17 protein-coding genes and 1 other annotated feature are annotated in these 21341 nt (G+C 40.7%); of the genes, 11 read left to right on the top strand and 6 right to left on the bottom strand.

The genetic code is table 11. The annotated features are described in order from the left end of the window. Positions 1-251 precede the first annotated feature (251 nt). Both A1QC_RS15170 and arcB read left to right on the top strand, forming a co-directional pair. The gene (locus tag A1QC_RS15170) at positions 252-2018 is read left to right on the top strand and encodes a sensor domain-containing diguanylate cyclase (RefSeq protein ID WP_017023774.1); all 1767 of its coding nucleotides are present in this window, start codon (positions 252-254) and stop codon (positions 2016-2018) included. Next, complete coding sequence (arcB, locus tag A1QC_RS15165) at positions 2015-4396, top strand: aerobic respiration two-component sensor histidine kinase ArcB (RefSeq protein ID WP_017023773.1); 2382 nt, start codon at positions 2015-2017, stop codon at positions 4394-4396. Before A1QC_RS15170 ends, arcB begins: the two co-directional genes overlap by 4 nt. 120 nt (positions 4397-4516) lie before the next feature. Here the strand turns inward: arcB and arcA are convergent, their stop codons facing one another. Then, positions 4517-5233: a two-component system response regulator ArcA gene (gene arcA / locus A1QC_RS15160; protein ID WP_017023772.1), complete on the bottom strand. Its 717-nt coding sequence runs from the start codon at positions 5231-5233 to the stop codon at positions 4517-4519. Between the two features lie 409 nt (positions 5234-5642). Here arcA and A1QC_RS15155 point away from each other — a divergent pair, with 409 nt between their 5' ends. The 4 genes from A1QC_RS15155 to thrC all read left to right on the top strand — a co-directional run bounded on the left by A1QC_RS15155 (position 5643) and on the right by thrC (position 11292). Beyond that, positions 5643-6137: a putative 4-hydroxy-4-methyl-2-oxoglutarate aldolase gene (locus A1QC_RS15155; protein ID WP_017023771.1), complete on the top strand. Its 495-nt coding sequence runs from the start codon at positions 5643-5645 to the stop codon at positions 6135-6137. 279 nt (positions 6138-6416) lie between these two features. Beyond that, positions 6417-6540, top strand: a sequence feature (Thr leader region). 32 nt (positions 6541-6572) lie between these two features. Then, positions 6573-9032 carry a bifunctional aspartate kinase/homoserine dehydrogenase I gene (thrA, locus tag A1QC_RS15150; RefSeq protein ID WP_017023770.1) on the top strand — a complete coding sequence of 820 codons (2460 nt, stop codon included), beginning with the start codon at positions 6573-6575 and terminating at the stop codon, positions 9030-9032. A gap of 2 nt (positions 9033-9034) precedes the next feature. Next, positions 9035-10006 (top strand): homoserine kinase, encoded by a 972-nt coding sequence (thrB, locus tag A1QC_RS15145; RefSeq protein ID WP_017023769.1) that lies wholly within the window; start codon positions 9035-9037, stop codon positions 10004-10006. Further along, positions 10003-11292: a threonine synthase gene (gene thrC, locus A1QC_RS15140; protein ID WP_017023768.1), complete on the top strand. Its 1290-nt coding sequence runs from the start codon at positions 10003-10005 to the stop codon at positions 11290-11292. Before thrB ends, thrC begins: the two co-directional genes overlap by 4 nt. A gap of 152 nt (positions 11293-11444) precedes the next feature. On the opposite strand, the gene grcA is transcribed toward thrC, so the two are convergent. Next, on the bottom strand, positions 11445-11822 hold the full coding sequence (grcA, locus tag A1QC_RS15135) for an autonomous glycyl radical cofactor GrcA (RefSeq protein ID WP_017023767.1): 378 nt from the start codon (positions 11820-11822) through the stop codon (positions 11445-11447). Positions 11823-12009: 187 nt separating this feature from the next. Here grcA and ung point away from each other — a divergent pair, with 187 nt between their 5' ends. Both ung and A1QC_RS15125 read left to right on the top strand, forming a co-directional pair. Next, a complete protein-coding gene (gene ung, locus A1QC_RS15130; RefSeq protein ID WP_017023766.1) occupies positions 12010-12714 on the top strand; it encodes a uracil-DNA glycosylase in 705 nt (234 codons plus the stop codon). 102 nt (positions 12715-12816) lie between these two features. Beyond that, a complete protein-coding gene (locus A1QC_RS15125) occupies positions 12817-13353 on the top strand; it encodes a hemerythrin domain-containing protein (RefSeq protein ID WP_017023765.1) in 537 nt (178 codons plus the stop codon). Positions 13354-13418: 65 nt separating this feature from the next. Here the strand turns inward: A1QC_RS15125 and A1QC_RS15120 are convergent, their stop codons facing one another. Beyond that, the gene (locus A1QC_RS15120) at positions 13419-13604 is read right to left on the bottom strand and encodes a DUF3545 family protein (protein WP_017023764.1); all 186 of its coding nucleotides are present in this window, start codon (positions 13602-13604) and stop codon (positions 13419-13421) included. 694 nt (positions 13605-14298) lie between these two features. Here A1QC_RS15120 and A1QC_RS15110 point away from each other — a divergent pair. Together A1QC_RS15110 and yaaA are read left to right on the top strand one after the other, a co-directional pair. Then, a complete protein-coding gene (locus A1QC_RS15110) occupies positions 14299-15723 on the top strand; it encodes an alanine/glycine:cation symporter family protein (RefSeq protein WP_017023762.1) in 1425 nt (474 codons plus the stop codon). 112 nt (positions 15724-15835) lie between these two features. Then, positions 15836-16612 (top strand): peroxide stress protein YaaA, encoded by a 777-nt coding sequence (yaaA, locus tag A1QC_RS15105; RefSeq protein ID WP_017023761.1) that lies wholly within the window; start codon positions 15836-15838, stop codon positions 16610-16612. Positions 16613-16726: 114 nt separating this feature from the next. Here yaaA and srmB read toward each other — a convergent pair whose 3' ends face one another. Both srmB and A1QC_RS15095 read right to left on the bottom strand, forming a co-directional pair. Next, positions 16727-17974 (bottom strand): ATP-dependent RNA helicase SrmB, encoded by a 1248-nt coding sequence (gene srmB, locus A1QC_RS15100; protein WP_017023760.1) that lies wholly within the window; start codon positions 17972-17974, stop codon positions 16727-16729. A 281-nt stretch (positions 17975-18255) separates the two neighbouring features. Further along, complete coding sequence (locus tag A1QC_RS15095) at positions 18256-18963, bottom strand: tRNA1(Val) (adenine(37)-N6)-methyltransferase (protein ID WP_017023759.1); 708 nt, start codon at positions 18961-18963, stop codon at positions 18256-18258. A 300-nt stretch (positions 18964-19263) separates the two neighbouring features. Between A1QC_RS15095 and brnQ the strand changes: the two genes are divergently transcribed. Further along, on the top strand, positions 19264-20607 hold the full coding sequence (gene brnQ, locus A1QC_RS15090; RefSeq protein WP_017023758.1) for a branched-chain amino acid transport system II carrier protein: 1344 nt from the start codon (positions 19264-19266) through the stop codon (positions 20605-20607). 82 nt (positions 20608-20689) lie between these two features. On the opposite strand, the gene fldB is transcribed toward brnQ, so the two are convergent. Beyond that, positions 20690-21208: a flavodoxin FldB gene (fldB, locus tag A1QC_RS15085; RefSeq protein ID WP_017023757.1), complete on the bottom strand. Its 519-nt coding sequence runs from the start codon at positions 21206-21208 to the stop codon at positions 20690-20692. Positions 21209-21341 lie beyond the last annotated feature (133 nt).

Raw genomic sequence — 21341 nt, 5'->3', positions numbered from 1 at the left:
CAAACATTCGTTTCATATTAAGCTCAATTATTGTAATAAAATATCTTACTGAAAAAGTGCATAATAAAAACGTTGTATTTAGAATGAGATGTGTGGCTTTGAGACGAAAATCATGTTGTATGGTGGCTTGTGAGTGAAATATCCTGTTTTGAATGAAATAAATAACTAAACGCTCAAAGAAACTGCCACGCAGTTATTCATTTCCTTGTAAGATAGAATAAGTGTTATTTATAAATTAAGTGGAAAAGAAGATGGAATGGTTTTCAATCGCAGAACATGGCGTGGGTGTTGATGTCTTATTTATCTTGTTTTTCTGTTTAATCGCCGTGATTTTCACTTACTACCGAAGCCATTTACGCTTTCTCTGTCTCATTAGAGAAACGCCAACCGCCGTTTTTATCATGGATCGAAAATCAGGCTTAATTATTGATGCTAATCGAATGGCGATCCAACTCTTAGGTATTCGACGTGTAGGCAAGCGGTGCCTACTTCCTCCTTTACTTTCTGAACGATCCTTATTAGCTATGATTGAGGATTCCGAGAATCAGTCTTGCCAACTATGGCCAATCACTGAATTTAATCAACGTAAAGTGAATCTTATTTGTAACGCCACCACTGTTTATAAACATAATGTCTGGGTTGTGTACGTCTACCCTGTTCATGGTGAAGAGCATAGTGAGAGCACTAACGGTTTAGAGCTGCGAATGGCGCAGTCTGCATTAGATTCATTGTCTGAATTGGTATTTTTTAAAAGCCTTGAAGGTAAGGTGCTTGGTACGAATAAGGCTTATGAGCGCTTTTGGTATAATAGAGAAACTGAAGGTTGTGCTTCTGTTAATTTAAATATTGCTTCAGGTTGCTCAACCCATAAGCGTTGGACGACTACCGTGGATGGTGACGGTTGTTTATTAGAAACACATATTTCTCCTTTAATGAGCAATGATGGGATAGCGATTGGTATTTTAGGTATTAGCCATGATGTGACCGATTGGTTCACCATGCAACAATCGGTCGACACTGAAATGGATAAGCGTCAAAAAGCAGAGGTGGAGTTGGCTCAACGAGAAATGTTGTTGCAATCTATCTTATCTGCCTCACCCGATCCTATTGCTATTTTAAATGAAAATCGCGTGCATGAAGCGTGTAACCAACCTTATGCAGATTCTCTTGGTGTGGCGACTGCGGATGCGTTAATTGGTCAATGTTTAGATGATATCTTGCCTGAAAATATTGTAGGGCGCTTTAAACAAAGTGATTTAGAAGTATTAGAAAAAGGACAAACACTGCGTTTTATTGATGTTGTGACGCAAAAAAATGGCGAACTCACTTGGTATGATGTATTAAAAACGCCTTACCATGATCCTTTATCAACGACCAATGGCTGCCTACTGATTGCTCGAGACGTCAGTGAACGTTTTTTAGCAGAAAAAAAATTAGCAAAAGCCAATGCAGAATTAGAGAAATTAAGTTTTTTTGATGGTTTAACGAAAGTGGCGAATAGACGCCGCTTTGATCATCAACTCCAGGCTTTATGGGCGTTACATTTACGCCAGCAAACACCATTTACCATTATGATTTGTGATATCGATTTTTTTAAAGCATTTAATGATCATTACGGACATCAAATGGGTGATGAAGCTTTAATTAAAGTTGCGGACGCTTTTTCTAAAGTTGCTCAACGAGGAGCAGATCTGATAGCTCGATATGGTGGTGAAGAATTTATGTTTTTGTTACCTGAAACAGAAATGCCAGGGTGTATGATTATGGCTGAGAAAATTCACCAAGCAATATTTGACTTAAATATCTCTCATGCTTATTCAGAGGTCAGTGATCGTTTGACCATTAGCTTAGGAGTAACCTCTATCGTTCCGCAACGAGATACGACGCCTGAACTAGTTTTAGGGCTTGCCGATAAGGCGCTCTATGCCGCAAAAAATGCCGGACGAAATCAAACACAAGTCACCGTTTATAATCCTTTAGAAATTAAAGGTTCAGACCATGAGCAATCCCCATCATGAAGTTATTGAAAAATCTGGCTCGTTACTACGTTGATCTGCTCGTTAAATTAGGCATGGTTCGCTTTTCAATTCTTTTGGCTTTAGCGTTGGTGTGTTTTTCTGTGCTTCTCCAAGTCGTGGTAAGTATGGTTTTACGCGGAGAAATAGAAAATGTCGTGATTATTCGCTCTATTTTCTTTGGTTTATTGATCACGCCATGGGCGGTTTACTTTTTGACTGTGGTGGTCGATCAACTTGAAGAATCTCGTCAACGCTTAAGTAAAATGGTGTTTAAGCTAAAAGACATGAGAGCGAGAGATCGTGAATTAAACGTAGAGCTTCAGCAGAATATTCGAAAGCTAAATCAGCAAATAGAAGAAAGAGAAAAAGCAGAAGAAGGTCGCCAAGAAGCAATACAAGATCTAGAAAACGAAGTTTATGAACGTGAAAAAACTCAGGTAGAGCTGGCGCAAAGAACGGCGTTGATGCGTTCTTTTTTAGATGCTTCTCCTGACCTGATTTATTATCGAAATACTGACGGTGAGTTTTCGGGTTGCAATAAAGCATTTGAAGAATTGGTGGGGCTACCTGAAAAGAAATTGGTCGGGCTGTCTATTAATGATGTGTACAGTGACGCTGGTACTCGACAACAAGTTGAGTCGACGGATGCAAAAGTGTTTGCTGACAATAAAGAGCTGACGTACGAAATTTGGCTGCAATATCCTGATAATAGAAAAGCTTATTTTGAATTTCGGAAGTTGCCATTTTACAGTAAAGACAATCAATTGCTTGGTCTGGTTGGCTTTGGCCGGGATATTACCGAGCGAAAGGTATATCAAGACGCGTTACTAAAAGCCAGCCAAGACAAGACAACATTTATTTCGACAATCAGCCATGAGTTACGAACGCCGCTCAATGGGATCGTTGGGCTAAGCCGAATTTTACTTGATTCTAAGCTTGATGAAGAGCAACGGCAGTACATGCAGACCATCAATGTCAGTGCGATCACCCTTGGGCATATTTTTAATGATGTGATTGATTTAGATAAGTTTGATCGTAGTGAATTAGAGCTTTTGGCTATAGATACTGATTTTAAGAGCTTTATTACTGATATTGAAAGTATTTCAGGTTTAATGGCAGAGCAAAAAGGCCTGCGTTTTGAGTTGGATAGGTTGAGTGAACTGCCTCAAGCTATTATGGTCGATGCCACTCGTTTAAGGCAGGTTATTTGGAACTTGATAAATAATGCCATGAAGTTCACAAAGGAAGGTGGGGTCACGGTTAATGTTAGCGCTGATTTTGATGATCACTATGCCGATATTCAATTTGAAATAGAAGATACCGGTATTGGGATCCCTGAGTCGGAAATGGATAATATTTTTGGCATGTATTATCAGGTTAAATCTGGCAAAGATAATTTGCATGCTGTTGGCACTGGGATTGGGTTAGCGGTATCTCAAGAGTTGACTCATAGAATGGGCGGCGAAATTACCGTATTAAGTGAACTTGGCTTTGGCAGTACATTCACGGTGTCGATTCGCGTTCCGGTCACTCAGTTAAGTTATGAATCGGATTTGAATTTTAAGTCGCAGCCAAGTTTGCGTATTTTTATGGTGGAAGATATTGAGCTCAATATTACGGTTGCGCGTTCTGTTTTAGAAAACTTAGGGCATACGGTCGATGTGGCGATGAGCGGAGAAGAAGCGCTCAAAAAATTTAACCCTTGTCACTATGATTTGGTGTTGTTAGACATTCAACTACCGGACATGACAGGGTTTGATATCGCACAACAATTGCGACAAACCTATGCGCAACTACCTCCTTTAGTTGCTCTAACCGCCAATACATTAAAAGATAAACACAGTTATCAACAGCGTGGGATGGATGATGCGATCAATAAACCATTATCGGTTAAAGCGATCTATAAGGTAATTGAAAAATGCATTAAGCATTCGAACGATCTTGCATTAAAGCCGATAGTGGCTAGCAAGTGCAATAAAGAAGCCATTGATCTTCAATACCATGATAAACCAGCGCAAGATAAAGGGTTTGAGACGTCCATTTTAGATATAGATATGCTCAACTCTTATATTGAAATTGTTGGAACACAACCGGTGATGGATAGTGTGTTGATGTTTGAAGGCTTGATGCCGGATTATATTCAATTGTTAAATGGCTATATGGCTTCTGGTGATGATGAAAACTTAGTCTCTGAAGCGCATAAAATTAAAGGTGCAGCCAGCTCCGTAGGACTGCAACGAATTCAACAGCTTGCACAAAAAGCACAATCGCCAGAAGATCCAAGCTGGAGGGTGCTCGTGAGGGATTGGGTTGAAGCGATTAATCAGAATTACCAACCTGATATTAATACACTCAAACAATGGCTAGAGACTCGTTAATCAGATGTTTTATTTTTGAGTATGCAGAGTTTATCGAAATGCACTTAAATAAACCTTGAGCAATCCATAAACGAAAAGACCTCGTCAATTGACGAGGTCTTTAGTGTTCAGTCGAACCGATTATTCGCTTAGCTCACCACAAAAACGATAGCCTTCACCATGAATGGTAGCAATGATTTCTGGTGCATCAGCAATGGATTCAAAGTGTTTACGAATACGGCGAATCGTTACATCCACAGTACGATCGTGCGCTTTAAGCTCGCGCCCTGTCATTTTCTTCAGTAAGTCTGCGCGAGTTTGAATTTTCCCTGGATTTTCACAAAAGTGCAGTAGTGCACGGAATTCAGAGCGCGGCAGTTTGTAGCTTTCGCCCATCGGGTTAATTAAAGAGCGGCTATTAATATCTAAAACCCAACCATTGAATTCGTATTTTTCAACAATACGTTTCTCTTCTTGGCTATCGTTTTGATGCATTGAACGATGCAATAAGTTACGAGCACGAATCGTTAATTCTCGAGGGTTGAAAGGTTTGGTGATGTAATCATCAGCGCCGATTTCTAAGCCTAAGATTTTATCGACTTCATTATCTCGACCCGTTAAGAACATTAATGCTACATTAGCTTGTTCACGCAACTCTCTTGCTAATAGTAAACCATTCTTTCCTGGTAGGTTGATATCCATAATAACCAAGTTGATCTGGTTTTCAGAAAGAATCTGGTGCATGTTGTCACCATTAATAGCTTCAAAAACAGTATATCCTTCTGCTTCAAAAATAGTCTTTAGCGTATTGCGCGTGACTTGTTCATCTTCAACGATAAGAATTTGTGGGGTATGCATAGGAGTACCTAAATCGTGACTAAAATAATGCTTATGTGAGTAATTTTAGATAAAAAATAACATTTTGTTAGCGAATTAATGAGAAAACGATACGGCTGATGATGATTCATTTCTGAGTTATTCATCTTGAACTTCAAGTATTGCTGATATAATCCAGCAAAATATAGAATATCTTCAGCAATTCTCTCTAATCGACTCAATGAGGAAGAGTTTACAGTCTTAACAGCTTGCTAACAATAAGCGGATGTTGACTAATATTCACTTTGTTGATTTGAATCAATCGAATAAAACAACACGACAATGCTAAATGTTCAATAAGCCCATCATTTTAATAAGGTTTATATATATTATGTGTTTGTTTGTGTTTTCATTCTTTTTACCAAACTATAACAAAAGCCTAGGAGACGACATGAAAGATTTATTACCAGAACTATGCGATCACTTTGAAGGTAAAGTGGCTTTTCTTGCAGTTCCATTTAGTAATTATGGTCAGAAAGTTTCTTTTTATGGTGAGGTCGTCACTTTACGTTGTTACCACGACAATAGCCTTGTGCGTGAAACGTTAAATCAAAATGGTGCAGGGAAAGTACTACTCATTGATGGTAATGGTTCGATTGAAAAAGCTTTGCTTGGTGATCAATTGGCTATTTTAGCCGAACAAAATGGCTGGCAGGGCGTGATTGTTTATGGGGCGGTTAGAGATGCTTATACCTTATCGACGGTAAATTTAGGCATTAAGGCGTTGGCAACCAACCCATTCAAAACAGAAAAAAGAGGGGTAGGAGAGGCGCAAGTGAGTTTAAATATTGGTGGGATCAGTATTCATCCTGGGGATTTTATTTATTCTGATTGGAATGGTGTTTTGGTCAGCAATGAAGAACTGGATTTGACTTTATTAGGTTAATCTATCTTTTTGGTTGAATCTATTATCTCTCGCTATGTTAAATCATAGAGTTTGCCTGTTTGTGCTGATTTTTAATGGTTAATCAATTTTTTATTTCGATGAGAGCTTTTTGTTCGGTGTTATAAATTGATGGATTGAGAGTAACTAGAGAATAATTTTCGTGTCGTTCATCGAGTTCTTAGACCTAAATAGGAATAAATACAACTTTTCATTGACTCAGAGCGGTTTAATCGGTAAATCTAGAGACTGTTCAAGTGAATGAAGAAAAGCGAATTATTATGTTTTTTACCAGCACGACGATTATGACCTCAATTATTACCGATATTCTTAATGTTGGGGCAGGCTGGTAAGCGAAAGTTTTCAAAAAAAGGCCTGTATCCCACCAGATACAGGCCTTTTTTTATGCAAAATTAAAAAGTATGAGTGGAGGAATGGATGCGAGTATTGAAATTTGGAGGGTCATCACTGGCCGATGCTGATCGTTTTTTAAGAGCAGCAGACATTATTATCAATAATGCTCAACAGGAAGAAGTGGCCGTTGTGCTATCTGCTCCAGGGAAAACAACCAATAAACTTGTTGCTGTGATTGAAAGCACCTTAAAAAATGGTGAAGCAGAATTACAAGTGAATGAATTAGAAGCATCGTTTTATGCTTTGTTTGCCGAGATAAAAGGTCATGTGCCTAATCTTGAGAATACTGATTTTGATAATCAAGTGAAAACCTCGATGCTGCAATTGCGTCAGTATGTGCATGGTATTGCCTTATTAGGTATGTGCCCTGATCACGTTAACGCACGTATCATCAGTAAAGGTGAGCGTATTTCAATTCAGTTAATGAAGGCTGTGGTTGAAGCGAAAGGTAAATTAGCCAACCTTATTGATCCAGTGTCGTATCTATTGGCGAAAGGTGACCACCTTGAAGCCATGGTAGATGTGGATATTTCAACGGTTAACTTTCAACAGTATCCATTACCTCAAGGTCATATCAATATCATGCCGGGCTTTACCGCTGGCAATGCAAAAGGCGAATTAGTGACGCTTGGACGTAATGGCTCAGACTATTCTGCTGCCGTTCTTGCCGCTTGCTTACGCGCAGATTGTTGTGAAATTTGGACGGATGTTGATGGCGTATATAACTGTGATCCTCGCTTAGTTGAAGATGCGCGTTTATTGAAATCATTAAGTTATCAAGAAGCGATGGAGTTATCTTACTTTGGCGCTTCCGTGCTTCACCCAAAAACCATTGCCCCTATCGCTCAGTTCCAAATTCCATGTTTGATTAAAAATAGCTTTAACCCACAAGGGGCTGGCACATTAATTGGTCAAGATACCGGTGAAGATAACCTAGCGATTAAAGGCATTACCACCTTAAGTCATTTAACCATGGTGAACGTATCAGGCCCAGGTATGAAGGGCATGGTAGGCATGGCGAGTCGCGTGTTTAATGCGATGTCTATTTCTGGTGTGTCGATTGTGTTAATTACCCAATCTTCATCTGAATACAGCATTAGTTTTTGTATTGAAGCGGCTGATAAGCTCAAAGCAGAACAAGCGCTTCACGCCGCGTTTGAACTGGAATTAAAAGACAGCTTATTAGATCCAATTGAATTTACCGACGATGTGGCGATTGTGACCTTAGTGGGCGATAAGATGCGTACCGCTCGTGGCGTGGCTTCTCAATTCTTTGCTTCGCTTGCTGAAGTGAATGTCAATGTCGTGGCGATTGCTCAAGGTTCATCTGAACGTGCAATTTCGGCGGTGATCCCTGAAGATCGCATTGCGGTTGCCATTAAAGCTTGTCATGAAAACCTATTTAACTCTAAGCACTTCCTTGATGTGTTTGTGGTGGGTGTCGGTGGCGTAGGCGCAGAATTGGTCGATCAATTCCAACGTCAACAAGCTAAGTTGGCTGAAAAAGGCATTGTGATCCGCGTATGTGGTTTAGCGAACTCAAAAGGCTTGTTGCTTGATAGTGATGGCTTACCACTGGAAGGTTGGCGTGATCGCATGTCTCATGCAACCGAAGAATTTAGCCTCGCGCGCATGATTGCTTTAGTGCAACGTAATCACATCATTAACCCCGTGCTGGTGGATTGTACGTCAAGTGAAGAGATCGCGAATCAATACATTGATTTCTTAGCAGCAGGTTTCCACGTTGTTACCCCGAATAAGAAAGCCAATACGGCAAGCATGAGTTATTACCATCAGTTACGTGAAACAGCGCGTAGTTCACGACGTAAGTTGATGTATGAAACGACGGTTGGTGCAGGTCTGCCTGTTATTGAAAACTTGCAAAACTTGATTTCAGCGGGTGATGAGTTAGAGAAATTTAACGGTATCTTATCCGGATCTCTGTCTTATATTTTCGGCAAGCTTGATGAAGGTATGACGCTAAGCCAAGCGACTAACATTGCTAAAGATAATGGCTTTACTGAACCGGATCCGCGCGATGATCTTTCTGGTATGGATGTCGCGCGTAAGCTGCTTATTTTGGCTCGTGAAGCGGGTATGGAATTAGAGCTTGAAGATGTGATTGTCGAGCAGGCATTGCCACCGGGTTTTGATGATTCAGGCAGTGTGGATGAGTTCATGGCTCGTTTACCGGAAGCGGATGGGTATTTTGCTGAATTGTCAGCGAAAGCGGCAGAAGAAGGCCAAGTATTGCGTTATGTCGGTAGCATTGAAGATGGTCAATGCCGAGTGAAAATGATCTCGGTGGATGATAACGATCCAATGTACAAAATCAAAGACGGTGAAAATGCGTTAGCTTTCTACAGTCGTTATTACCAACCGATCCCATTAGTTCTGCGTGGTTATGGTGCGGGAACACAAGTGACGGCTGCAGGTGTTTTCTCGGATGTGATGCGTACCCTTGGCTGGAAATTAGGAGTGTAGCCATGACATTAAAAAATGAAAGTGTTGCGGTGTATGCACCGGCTTCGATTGGTAATGTGAGCGTTGGGTTTGATGTATTAGGCGCGGCAGTATCACCTATCGATGGAACATTATTAGGGGATCGCGTATTAATCACCCCTAATGATAAACCTTTTGAATTAAAAACCGCCGGCAGCTTTGTAGATAAATTGCCGACCGAGCCAACCGAGAACATCGTTTACGATTGTTGGCGCGTGTTTGCTCGTGAGCTTGATAAAAAAGGCATTGACCTTCTGCCGTTAGAAATGACGCTAGAAAAAAACATGCCGATTGGTTCAGGGCTAGGATCGAGCGCTTGCTCAATTGTGGCAGCGTTAGATGCGCTTAACCGTTTTCATGGTCAGCCTCTGTCTGAAATGGAACTGCTGGCTCTTATGGGCGAGATGGAAGGTCAGATCTCCGGTGGCGTGCATTATGATAACGTTGCACCATGTTACCTTGGTGGATTGCAATTAATGCTGGAAGAGCTTGGTATTATTAGCCAAGAAGTCCCGTGTTTTGATGAATGGTATTGGGTCATGGCGTATCCGGGCATTAAGGTGTCGACTGCGGAAGCTCGCTCAATTTTGCCCTCTCAGTATCGCCGACAAGATATTATTGCGCATGGTCGTCATCTAGGTGGCTTTATCCATGCTTGCCACTCTGGGCAGCCAGAACTGGCAGCAAAATTGATTAAAGACGTGATCGCAGAACCATACCGTGAGAAGCTATTACCTGGTTTTGCTGATGCACGTAAATACGCGATGTCGGCTGGCGCTCTGGCTTGTGGTATTTCGGGCTCAGGTCCGACAATCTTTACCATTTGCTCTAAGAAAGACGTGGCCGAGCGTGTGGCGCATTGGTTAGAAGAAAATTACCTACAAAATGAAGAAGGTTTCGTGCATATTTGTCGTTTAGACAAGGACGGTTCGAGAGTAACAGGAAGTGAATTATGAAGTTGTACAACATTAAAGAAAACGATGAACAAGTCTCTTTTGGCCAAGCAGTTCGCCAAGGATTAGGCCGTAACCAAGGGTTGTTTTTCCCAGCGGATATTCCTCAATTTGATGATATTGATGCACTGCTTGCAGAAGATTTTATTTCTCGCAGTAGCAAAATTTTATCGGCGTTAATTGGCGATGAACTGTCGGCGGAACAAGTTCGCCAATTAGTTGATTCGGCGTTCCAGTTCCCAGCACCCATTAAGTCGGTAAAAGATGGCGTTTATGCACTGGAATTATTCCATGGCCCAACACTGGCATTTAAAGATTTTGGTGGCCGTTTTATGGCGCAATCTTTGGCGGCAGTCACGGCAGACAAAGGTCAAAAAATCACAATTTTAACGGCAACATCAGGTGATACTGGTGCGGCTGTGGCTCATGCCTTTTACGGAATGGAAAACATCAACGTGGTGATCTTATACCCGAAAGGTAAGATCAGTCCGTTGCAAGAAAAGCTATTTTGTACACTCGGTGGCAACATTCATACCGTGGCAATTGATGGTGATTTTGATGCATGCCAAGCATTAGTCAAACAAGCTTTTGATGATCAGGAGTTGCGTGAAGAGATCGGTTTGAACTCAGCGAACTCAATCAACATCAGTCGTTTAATGGCGCAAATTTGTTACTACTTTGAAGCAGCTTCGCAAATGAGCAAAGCAGAACGCGAAAACTTAGTCATTTCAGTGCCAAGTGGTAACTTTGGTAACTTAACTGCGGGTTTATTGGCGAAAGCATTAGGCTTGCCAATTAAACGTTTTATCGCAGCAACCAATGCTAATGATACCGTGCCTCGTTACCTTGAAACTGGTAAGTGGGATCCTAAGCCAACCGTTGCGACAACGTCAAATGCAATGGATGTGAGCCAACCTAATAACTGGCCACGTATTGAAGAGCTCTGCAGACTGAAAGGTTGGGGCTTAGATACACTAGGCAAAGGTATGGTAACTGATGAGCAGAGCGCAGCTTCTGTGGTTGAGCTAAACCAAATGGGTTACTTATGTGAGCCTCACGGTGCGATTGCTTATCGTGTATTGAATGAACAACTGCAAGATGGTGAAACAGGCTTGTTCTTATGTACCGCTCACCCTGCTAAGTTCAAAGAAGTGGTTGATGAGATCTTAGGGACGGATATCGACGTACCAGCACCACTGGCTAAGCATGGTGCAATGGAATTACTTTCTGAAGATCTTGCTGCTGATTTTGATTTATTGAAAGCAGTATTGAGAAAAGTACAGAAGTAGATGATAAAGGGGTGAGTATATTCGCCCCTAGTTTCTGAGAAATGAATAAAGCGATGACTTTATAATTATGTTCAGAAAATAAAAAGGTGCTCGCAAGAGCACCTTTTTTGATCTTTCTAGAAACTAGGAATTTGTCCCTAGCAACTTAAGAATTACATTGTTTCTGTAAACGTACGAGCGATAACGTCGCGTTGTTGTTCAGTCGTTAAAGAGTTAAAACGAACCGCATAACCTGAAACACGAATGGTTAACTGTGGGTAGTTCTCTGGATGTGCAACGGCATCTTCAAGAGTTTCACGAGACAATACGTTTACGTTTAGGTGTTGGCCGCCTTCTACACGTGGCGCAGTTTCAATCGCCACTTCACGATATTCGATTTCGCCTAATGAATCAGCCGCAACCACTTGGTCTGCGCTAAAGCCTGCTTCTGCAGCAACACAACGTGCTTCGTTTTTTTCGTTGTCTAAAAGCCAGATTGAATTGAGTAATTCATCATTTGCTGCTTTCGTAATTTGAATACCTTGGATCATGCCTATCTCCTGTGCTACTTAGGTAGCGTTAATGAGGTTGTATAAAATTATTCCATTCTCCATTATATAAGCAGTAACCACACACTATGCATTGATTTAGGTCAATGAATTTTGCTTTTATCCATTTTTGCTTTTAATCACAAGTGATTACAATAGCGTTCAATAAGTATTGATTAATGAGAGAACCATGATGAGTAACCTAAATTGGAGCTGCATTATTGAGCAACAAAAACAACATACTTACTTTCAAGAGTTGTTGAAATTTGTTGAGGAAGAAAGAGCTCAAGGTAAGATTATTTACCCGCCTCAAGATCATGTTTTTTCAGCGTTTGACTACACGCCATTTGAAAATGTGAAAGTCGTGATATTAGGGCAAGATCCTTATCATGGGCCAGATCAAGCTCATGGCTTGGCATTCTCCGTTTTACCTAATGTGAAGACGCCGCCATCGTTAGCCAATATGTATAAAGAATTGGCAAACGATATTAAGGGATTTGAAATCCCTAAGCATGGTTATCTTTCTTCATGGGCCGAACAAGGCGTTCTGCTATTAAATACCGTCTTAACGGTGGAGCAAGGTAAAGCACATTCCCATGCTAAAGCAGGCTGGGAAACCTTCACTGACCATGTTATTGAAACAGTAAATGCAGAACATAACGGTGTGGTCTTCCTATTATGGGGAGCGCATGCTCAGAAAAAAGGTGCCACTATTAATACTGAGAAGCATCACGTATTAACGGCTCCGCATCCATCGCCATTATCTGCTCATCGAGGCTTTTTGGGCTGCGGGCATTTTTCTCAGGTGAATCAAATTTTGAAATCGGCAGGGAAACCCATCATACAATGGCAACCTAGTTTAACTGGAGAGGTGTTATCACTGCCTTTTGATTGACCGTTTCTTGACCAAGAACAATGGCAGCTTCCTATATGACTTCTATAGTATGAACATACGCCACACTATATGAGCGGAAGTAAAAGGCTCAAAGGAGAAGTTATGCTAGGAGAAATCATTAGTCGAGAGCACAGTTATATGGTGCGATTGTTGGTCATTCTTGATGAAAAAGCGACACAACTTCAGAATGATAAGGAAATTGATTATCAAATTGTTCACGATGTTATTGTTTACTTACAACAGCATTCACAACAAACCCATCACCCAAAAGAAGACCTGATTTATCATTATTATCTTGAGCATTATGGTAAGAATAGTGATATCGCGAATTTAGACAATGAGCATAAACTGTTAGATAAAGTGACGCTGGAATTTTCTGAGTTAGTGGAAATGGTGTTGCAAGATTCGATAGTGCCTAAGGAAGTGTTTATTCAACAGCTTCATCACTTTATCCATGAACAGAAACGTCATTTAGATTTTGAAGAGCGTGAAATATTGCCTAAATTGAAACGAGATTTTAGTGCGAAAGATTGGGAAGCTGTGGAAAGCTTGTGGGGAGAAGAGGTTAGCGACCCATTGTTTGGTCATGATATTGAAGAAGAATATCTGCGATTGTCTTCTTACATGAAAGCTGATTAATATTTGACGTTTAAGCTCATAAACAACAGGCGCAACCAATGTGCGCCTGTTGTTTAGTATGTTAGTTAAAATTCAATATCTTCGAGTTTGTATTCTCGAGAATAATCCAGATCCATCAATTCCTTTTGTAATTGGCGTCTATCTTGAATTGCTTCAATCTCCCGCCATTTTCGCTTGGTTGCCTTCACTTTACTTGAGCGGTAAAGCCCAGGCTCCATTACCATGATGTCTTCTAATTGAAAGCTTTCCATAATTGATCCCTCTCGTTTTAGATACTGAATCTGTATTCAGAATTTATTCATATCACACAATTCAAGAGATTAACTTTGATGTATTTCTCATTTATTTCTAAATAATGAAGTTTTTATGTCGTTATGTTGCCAACGTCATACTTTCACTATAAAGATGAAGAAATAGCCGTTCAGTAAAAAAAGATTAAAGAAAATAAAATTGATAAAAAATCAAAATGTTAATCATGTGTTTCTTTTGTTTCACTCTTGTTGTTTGAATTTTATTTTTGAGTGAGTGGATCTCGATGAAGAAAAGAATATTAATAAGATTGAGGGCTAGCCCTTGTCTGAACAAGGTTAAGCTCACTTCACAATTGATTAACATTTGTAAGCAAACTCATGCTTGGTTTGTTTTTTTATAAGCAAAAGATTCTTTTTGATGTAATAAAGTTGGATACATATACTCATTACTTGGGAGTTTATGGTTCAATAATGCATAGTTATGAGCGTAATTTCATATTGATTTTTGCGGCTCAGGACTGCATTATCCTGCCGGTCATAAGATTTGACGACGCATCAAGGCGACTTTTTGATGAACCTTTATCTTTCAAAAAACACTAAAAGAAATTAATTCAAATTGAAAGATAAAGGCAATGAGGGAGCTCTCGTCTTTGGATGAGAGGTGAAAATTGTCATAATTTTAGGTGAGGTTTGAGTGACAGATCTAATTGCATTATTGAATGATCTCCTGTGGGGATCCATTTTAGTTTATTTATTGGTTGGGGTAGGTATTTACTTTACATTACGCCTTGGCTTTATCCAGTTACGCCATTTTGGTCATATGTTTTCGGTATTAAAGAACAGCCGTAAAGCAGATAAAGATGGTATTTCATCTTTTCAAGCGTTTTGTACCAGTTTAGCAGCTCGTGTTGGTACCGGTAATATGGCGGGTGTCGCGGTTGCGTTAACTGTAGGCGGACCAGGTGCTATTTTTTGGATGTGGGTTATTGCCATGGTTGGCATGTCAACTGCGTTCGCAGAAAGTACCTTAGCTCAGTTGTACAAAACTCGTGGTGAGGATGGGGCATATCGTGGTGGTCCAGCTTACTACATGGAGAAAGGCTTAGGCATGCGCTGGATGGGCGTATTGTTTTCCGTTCTTCTTATTATTGCCTTTGGTTTAGTTTTCAATGCGGTTCAATCAAACTCGATTGCCGATGCAATGCACACTGCATTTAATTGGAACAAAGCGATGGTTGGTGGTGTTTTAGTTGTGCTATCAGGCTTTGTTATTTTTGGTGGTATGCGCAAAATTGCTCGTACAGCAGAAATTCTTGTTCCAATCATGGCGATTGCTTACTTAATGCTTGCTGTGTTCGTTATTATCATGAATTTCGATAAAGTACCGGGTGCATTAGAGCTGATCTTTAAGAGTGCATTTGGCCTGCAAGAAGCTGCCGCTGGTGGTGTTGGTTATGCGGTAATGAATGCGATTAAAGTGGGTGTTGCTCGTGGTTTGTTCTCGAACGAAGCGGGTATGGGTTCTGCGCCTAATGCGGCGGCTGCTGCAACGCCATACCCACCGCATCCTGCTTCTCAAGGTTATGTTCAAATGCTAGGTGTGTTTGTTGATACCATTGTGATTTGTACGGCAACAGTATCGATTATCTTACTGTCTGGTGAATATGTACCACATAGTGAAGTGACCGGTATCATCCTGACTCAAAATGCCTTGAGCGCTCAAGTTGGTGAGTGGGGTAACATCTTTGTTGCGGTTGCGATTTTCTTCTTCGCATTCACATCAATTATTGCTAACTACTCGTACGCTGAAAGTAACATCATGTTTATTTTCAAAAAGTCTCGTTATGCGAAACAGATTTTCCGTGTCATCGTTCTTGGTATGGTGATGTTTGGCTCGCTTGCCACATTACCAACAGTTTGGTCGTTGGCGGATGCTTCTATGGGCCTAATGGCGATAGTTAACTTGGTAGCGATTTTGCTGCTATCTGGCATCGTGATTAAATTAGCAAAAGATTACAATAAACAATTGTCGGAAGGGAAAGTACCGACATTTGATGCTAATGATTTCCCTGAGCTACAGTCACAAATAGAAGACGGTGTTTGGGAAAATAAAAAATAATATTGATTGTGAAAAGCAATTAAACTAATTGGAAAAGCCATACAGAGATGTGTGGCTTTTTTGTTATACTGGATCCCTCAAATTAAGTTCATAGACGAAGAATGGATTGAATATGCTGATATTGGTTTCTCCTGCTAAAACGTTAGATTACGAATCTCCTTTACCAACACAAAAGCATACTTTGCCAGTGTTGACTGATCATTCAGCACAATTGATCGATGTTTGTCGTAAGCTTAGCCCTGAAGATATTTCTCGTCTAATGAAGGTGAGCGATAAAATAGCAGGGCTTAATGTTGCCCGCTTTGCTCAGTGGAATCCAACGTTTGATTTTGATAACGCTCGCCAAGCCATATTTGCTTTTAAAGGTGATGTCTACACGGGGTTAGATGCGGAAAGTTTATCGGAAAGAGATTTAGATTATGCGCAATCTCATTTGCGTATGCTATCGGGGCTATACGGCTTATTAAAGCCAATGGATTTGATGCAGCCATATCGATTAGAAATGGGTACTAAGCTTGCTAATGAGCGCGGTACGAACTTGTATCAGTTCTGGGGGGATATCATCACTGATGAGGTGAACCAAGCCTTACAAGCCCAAGGTGACGATTTGTTAATAAACTTAGCCTCGAATGAATACTTTAAAGCCGTGAAGCCTAAAAAAGTGAAGGGTACTATCATTACTCCAGCGTTTAAAGATTGTAAAAATGGCACTTATAAAGTGATCAGCTTTTATGCCAAAAAAGCACGTGGCTTGATGGCGCGTTACATCATCGAAAACAATATCAAGACATTGGATGAACTGAAATCTTTTGATGTGGCTGGGTATTACTTTGTGCCTGCTGAGTCGACAGCATCCGAGTTGGTATTTAAGCGCGAAGAACAAAACTAATTGTCTTATTGGCGTAATTAACGAAAAAAGGGATCTCACTTTAAAATGAGATCCCTTTTCGTTTTCATTCCACTGTTTATCAGCCAACAGCTTTATGAGCCAGACTGGTGTTGATTATTTATTTTTCTTTTTCTTCTTTTTAAGCGCAGCTTGTTTTTTAGAAATTGTTGCGGCAGCTGCCTTCACTTTCTTTTTGTTCTTTTTCTTAATCACTGGCTTTTTGGTATTAGGACGCAGGCCTTGAACGTAGCGTTCTTTGATTTCATCTTTGGTGTAACGCATCACTCGTTCAATCATTGATTGGTCATGGGCTTCGACTAAAGAGATAGCATTGCCTTTTTTACCTGCGCGAGCAGTACGACCGATACGGTGCAAGTAAACGTCAGCAGTACGTGGCATATCGTAGTTAATCACATGGCTCACATCGGGTAAGTCAATACCACGAGCAGCAACGTCGGTCGCAATCAATACATTGACGTCACCATCACGGAAACGAGTAATGGCATTGTTACGACGATCTTGAGGCATTTCACCTTGGATCCACGCACACACTACTTGAGCACTTTCTAAGTGGCCACGCAGCTCTGCTAAACGCTCACGAGTTTTAACGAAAATAATGGTGCGTTCAGCTTGAGTTAAAATTGCTTTTAGCAAATCCAGCTTGTGCGCTGCGGTATCGGCGCGGTGATACCATTGAGTGATCTTTTTACGTTCACGACGTGATGGATCCGCTTCTAACTTAACAGGGTTCTTAAGGAGATCTTCGGTGAAACCTTCTACTCCACGGCCTTCTAATGTTGCCGAGAATAAAAGGGTTTGCTTACGCCAGCGACACTCTGCTGATAAGCGATCAACAACTGGGCCAAAGCCCATATCTAACATGCGATCTGCTTCATCAAGGATTAACCATTCAATAGCACGACAATCAAAGCGTTCTGCTTCAATGTACTCCATTAAGCGGCCAGGTGTTGCGACGACGATATCTTGTGTTGTGGCAAGGATATCTGCGTGATCTTGATACATCACGCCACCAGTAATGGTGAAGACGTTCAAATTAGTGTTTTTTGCCAAAGCGCGAGTTTGATCCGCCACTTGCATTGCCAGTTCGCGCGTTGGCGTTAAAATAAGTACGCGAGCAGGGCCAGCTTTTTTACGTGGGAAATCTTGCAAAAACTGTAAAGCGGGTAAGGCAAATGCAGCGGTTTTACCGGTACCTGTTGGTGCTGATGCTAGAACATCTTTACCATCCAGAGCTTGTGGAATTGCATCAGCTTGTATTTGAGTCGGGCGTTCAAAGCCCATTTCTTCAATAGCTTCGATAAGGTTTTGGTCTAGATCGAGTTCTGCAAAAGTTCTGATCACGTAATTTCTCCAGCAAGCCATTCGGCGTTGTTTAACATGGTTCTATACTTGTCTACTTAACATTACAGCATGTTGGCAAAGTTTGCTCACTGTAACCTTGATGACTTTGAGTATAATAAAGATAGTGTGAACACATGCCACACGCAGAAAAAGGTTCGTATACCCAAGTTTTTTTAAGGGGATAAACGGTCGCGCATTATACTTCAAGATCACACTTTCAGCGAGAGATCTCTGTGTTTTTCCTGATAGCAGGATGCTTTTTAAAGCCTATATGGCCTCTGTTACATTTTTAAATAAAAGTCCTTAGTTAATTCAATAAAATCTCGGCTGTATTGGCCGTTTTCATGAATGGTTAATTGGCTATATTCTATGTCGATATCTCGGCGAGTAAGTGCGATCAACATCCGGTGACAAGGTTTTGTTGCAGTGGTGTTTACTTCGCATATCCGGCTAATAAACCAACCGAGTGTTTGAGCGAGATCTAGAAAAGCTTTTCCTTCTGCTTTGGGCAGTATAAAGCTGGCCTCACCTTCATCTGATAACCATGCACGGCAAGCGATTAATAATTCTGGGTGACTTAAGGTTAACGTGTGGCGAGCTTTTGCTCTGGCTTGCGATTGTGTCGTTTCGCCTGAGTTGAAGTAAGGAGGGTTACAAGTGATATGCTCCACATTCATGTTGGGTTGCCGCTGCGTAATATCATCTTGCTCTACTGTGATCCTGTCAGACCAAGGGCTGTTTTTTATATTGATTGTTGCAGCATCTACGGCATCAATATCAATGTCGATAGCTTGGATTTTAGCTTTGGGATTACGTTGCGCCGACATTAAGGCGAGCAGCCCTGTACCGGTGCCAATATCGAGTATCGAATGAGCATGAAGTAAGTTAGCCCAAGCACCCAGTAAGATGCCATCTGTACTGACTGGCATACCTGAATGCCCGCCAATAATAGAAAATTGTTTTAAGTGGAAATCTTTGGTTTTATCCATTAATAAGCATGGCCTTTATCTAGTTTATCATTCTGATATTTGATCGAATATTGGGTTTTTATGTTAATTGATGACCATTTTATTGCGTTTTTCTGAGTGTTTAAATCTGATTTCTTTTTAATATTCAGTTTGATTATCTAACTTATTGTCAAATGTTTGCAGTTTTATTGTGTTTTTTGGTGTTCGACTTGCCACTTAGTCTAAATTTCGTCATTATCTGCGCAAATGGGATAGATGTCGGTTGATTACACTTTCATCGTTCTTGCTCTTGTTTACTCATACACACATTAAGGGTTTATTTTGAACCAAAAGTTAAAAATAACCGATATTATCGCTTTAGGCTTCATGTTGTTTGCATTCTTTTTAGGTGCTGGCAACATTATTTTCCCACCACTTGCCGGACAAATGGCTGGGGATCATGTTCTATTAACCATGTCTGGATTTTTAATCACAGCCGTAGGTTTGCCGTTATTATGCATTATTGCCATTGCCGTTGCTGGTGGTGGTTGGGAAAAGTTAACCAGTGATCTGCCGAAAAAATCCGCTACGTTTATGGCTGTTCTTTTCTTCATTATCATTGGCCCCGCATTTGCTGCTCCTCGTACTGGCCTTGTTGCCTATGAAATGGGGGTGAAACCTTTTATTGCTAACCCTGAGCAATTGCAGTTGACGTTGTTCTCAATCGTATTTTTCTTAGTTGCCATGTTCTTTGCTTGGTATCAAGGTAAATTATTGGATGTGATAGGTAAGGTTTTAACTCCGGTTTTATTTTTGGGCTTAATTGTTTTATCTGTGATGGTGTTTCTTTATCCTCAAGGTGAAATTTTACCAGCACAAGCACATTATCTGACACGACCAATGACCACAGGCTTCTTAGATGGTTATAACACCATGGATACGTTTGGTGCTTTGATGTTTGGTGCGTTGGTGATTGAAGCTCTGCGCAGTAAAGGCATCACGGAAAAGAAAGTTGTCACTAAATACGTGATTGGTGCGGCATTTATTGCGGCGGCTGGTTTAGCGTTTGTCTATATTTCACTGTTCTACTTAGGCGCGACCAGTAATGAAGTTGCAGCAGGTGCTGACAATGGTGGCACAGTGTTAACGCTTTATGTTCAAGCGCTATTTGGTACTGAAGGTCAATTTGTGTTGTCAACAATTGTGTTGATTGCCTGTCTAACCACGGCAATTGGTTTAATTTCTTCATGTGCCGAATACTTTAGTACGCTTACGTCTTTAACTTACAAGCAGTGGGTTGTGATTACAGGGGCTGCTTGTGCACTTGTGGCTAATGTAGGGCTAAATCAACTTATTACGCTTTCTGTGCCGGTTTTATTTGCTCTGTATCCAGTGGCGATTGCGATTGTATTACTGACCTTTATACGTGGTCGTTTGCCTAATCGTAAGGCGGCTTATCGTAACGTCGTGATTGTGTCATTAGTATTTGCTCTGATTGATGCAGCAAAGGTTGTTGGAATGGATGTGTCTATCTTCAGTTTCCTACCGCTATTTGATTACGGCATGGCTTGGATTCCACCAACACTGGCGATGATCATTGCGATGTTCTTTATCCCGAAAAAAATCGAAGTGATTGAAGAGAAAGTCAGCACCAATCTTAACGAAATTAAAGCAGAGTCACTATAATTTCAGTTCAGAGATTTGTTGTAATTTGATTGAATATAAAAATGGCTTAACCCCAATCGGTTAAGCCATTTTTTGATAAAACTTACAGTTTATCGTGATATTCCACGAGGATTTGTTCACACCAAGTTTCGATACGTTCATCACTTAATTCATATTGTGAATCTTCATCCAATGCTAAACCAACAAAGTGAGACTCATCTTCAGTTAGTGCTTTCGATTTATCAAAAACATAACCAGTATTTGGCCAGTAGCCTAAGAATGTCGCGCCAGTCACCGCTAATTCATCATGCAGCATTCCCATCGCATCGAGAAACCATTCGCCATAACCTTCTTGATCGCCGAGCCCGAATAGTGCGACGTACTTGTCGTTTAGAGTAAGCCCATCGATTTGTTGCCATACTGCACTCCAATCTTCTTGGATTTCACCAAAATCCCAAGTAGAAATACCCAAAATGAGAAAGTCGTATTCTTGTAATGTTGCAACTGGGGTGTCTTTAATATTGTATATGTCGACTAATTCTTCCCCAATAATAGCGCGGATCTTTTCTGATGCCATTTCGGTGTAGCAGGTGCTGGAGCCATAAAACAAACCAATTTTCATAAACTAATCTTTTTGATGTGTCACAAGGATTTCTATTCTAACAAACATATAGCCAATGATTAATGAAAACTAATGGTAATTGATGATCGCCTACCGTACTCTCATGTTAGAGCAACAAAAATAAACGAGGTTT

It is taken from the genome of Vibrio rumoiensis 1S-45, from assembly GCF_000286955.2.
GTDB lineage: Bacteria > Pseudomonadota > Gammaproteobacteria > Enterobacterales > Vibrionaceae > Vibrio > Vibrio rumoiensis_A.
The sequence above is the reverse complement of the archived record's forward strand: the minus strand, read 5'-3'. Positions and strand labels throughout refer to the sequence as shown.

Coding starts and splice junctions, on each gene's coding strand:
- A1QC_RS15170 (WP_017023774.1), top strand. CDS start 252: ATGGAATGGTTTTCAATCGCAGAACATGGCGTGGGTGTTGATGTCTTA.
- arcB (WP_017023773.1), top strand. CDS start 2,015: ATGAAGTTATTGAAAAATCTGGCTCGTTACTACGTTGATCTGCTCGTT.
- arcA (WP_017023772.1), bottom strand. CDS start 5,233: ATGCATACCCCACAAATTCTTATCGTTGAAGATGAACAAGTCACGCGC.
- A1QC_RS15155 (WP_017023771.1), top strand. CDS start 5,643: ATGAAAGATTTATTACCAGAACTATGCGATCACTTTGAAGGTAAAGTG.
- thrA (WP_017023770.1), top strand. CDS start 6,573: ATGCGAGTATTGAAATTTGGAGGGTCATCACTGGCCGATGCTGATCGT.
- thrB (WP_017023769.1), top strand. CDS start 9,035: ATGACATTAAAAAATGAAAGTGTTGCGGTGTATGCACCGGCTTCGATT.
- thrC (WP_017023768.1), top strand. CDS start 10,003: ATGAAGTTGTACAACATTAAAGAAAACGATGAACAAGTCTCTTTTGGC.
- grcA (WP_017023767.1), bottom strand. CDS start 11,822: ATGATCCAAGGTATTCAAATTACGAAAGCAGCAAATGATGAATTACTC.
- ung (WP_017023766.1), top strand. CDS start 12,010: ATGATGAGTAACCTAAATTGGAGCTGCATTATTGAGCAACAAAAACAA.
- A1QC_RS15125 (WP_017023765.1), top strand. CDS start 12,817: ATGCTAGGAGAAATCATTAGTCGAGAGCACAGTTATATGGTGCGATTG.
- A1QC_RS15120 (WP_017023764.1), bottom strand. CDS start 13,604: ATGGAAAGCTTTCAATTAGAAGACATCATGGTAATGGAGCCTGGGCTT.
- yaaA (WP_017023761.1), top strand. CDS start 15,836: ATGCTGATATTGGTTTCTCCTGCTAAAACGTTAGATTACGAATCTCCT.
- A1QC_RS15095 (WP_017023759.1), bottom strand. CDS start 18,963: ATGGATAAAACCAAAGATTTCCACTTAAAACAATTTTCTATTATTGGC.
- fldB (WP_017023757.1), bottom strand. CDS start 21,208: ATGAAAATTGGTTTGTTTTATGGCTCCAGCACCTGCTACACCGAAATG.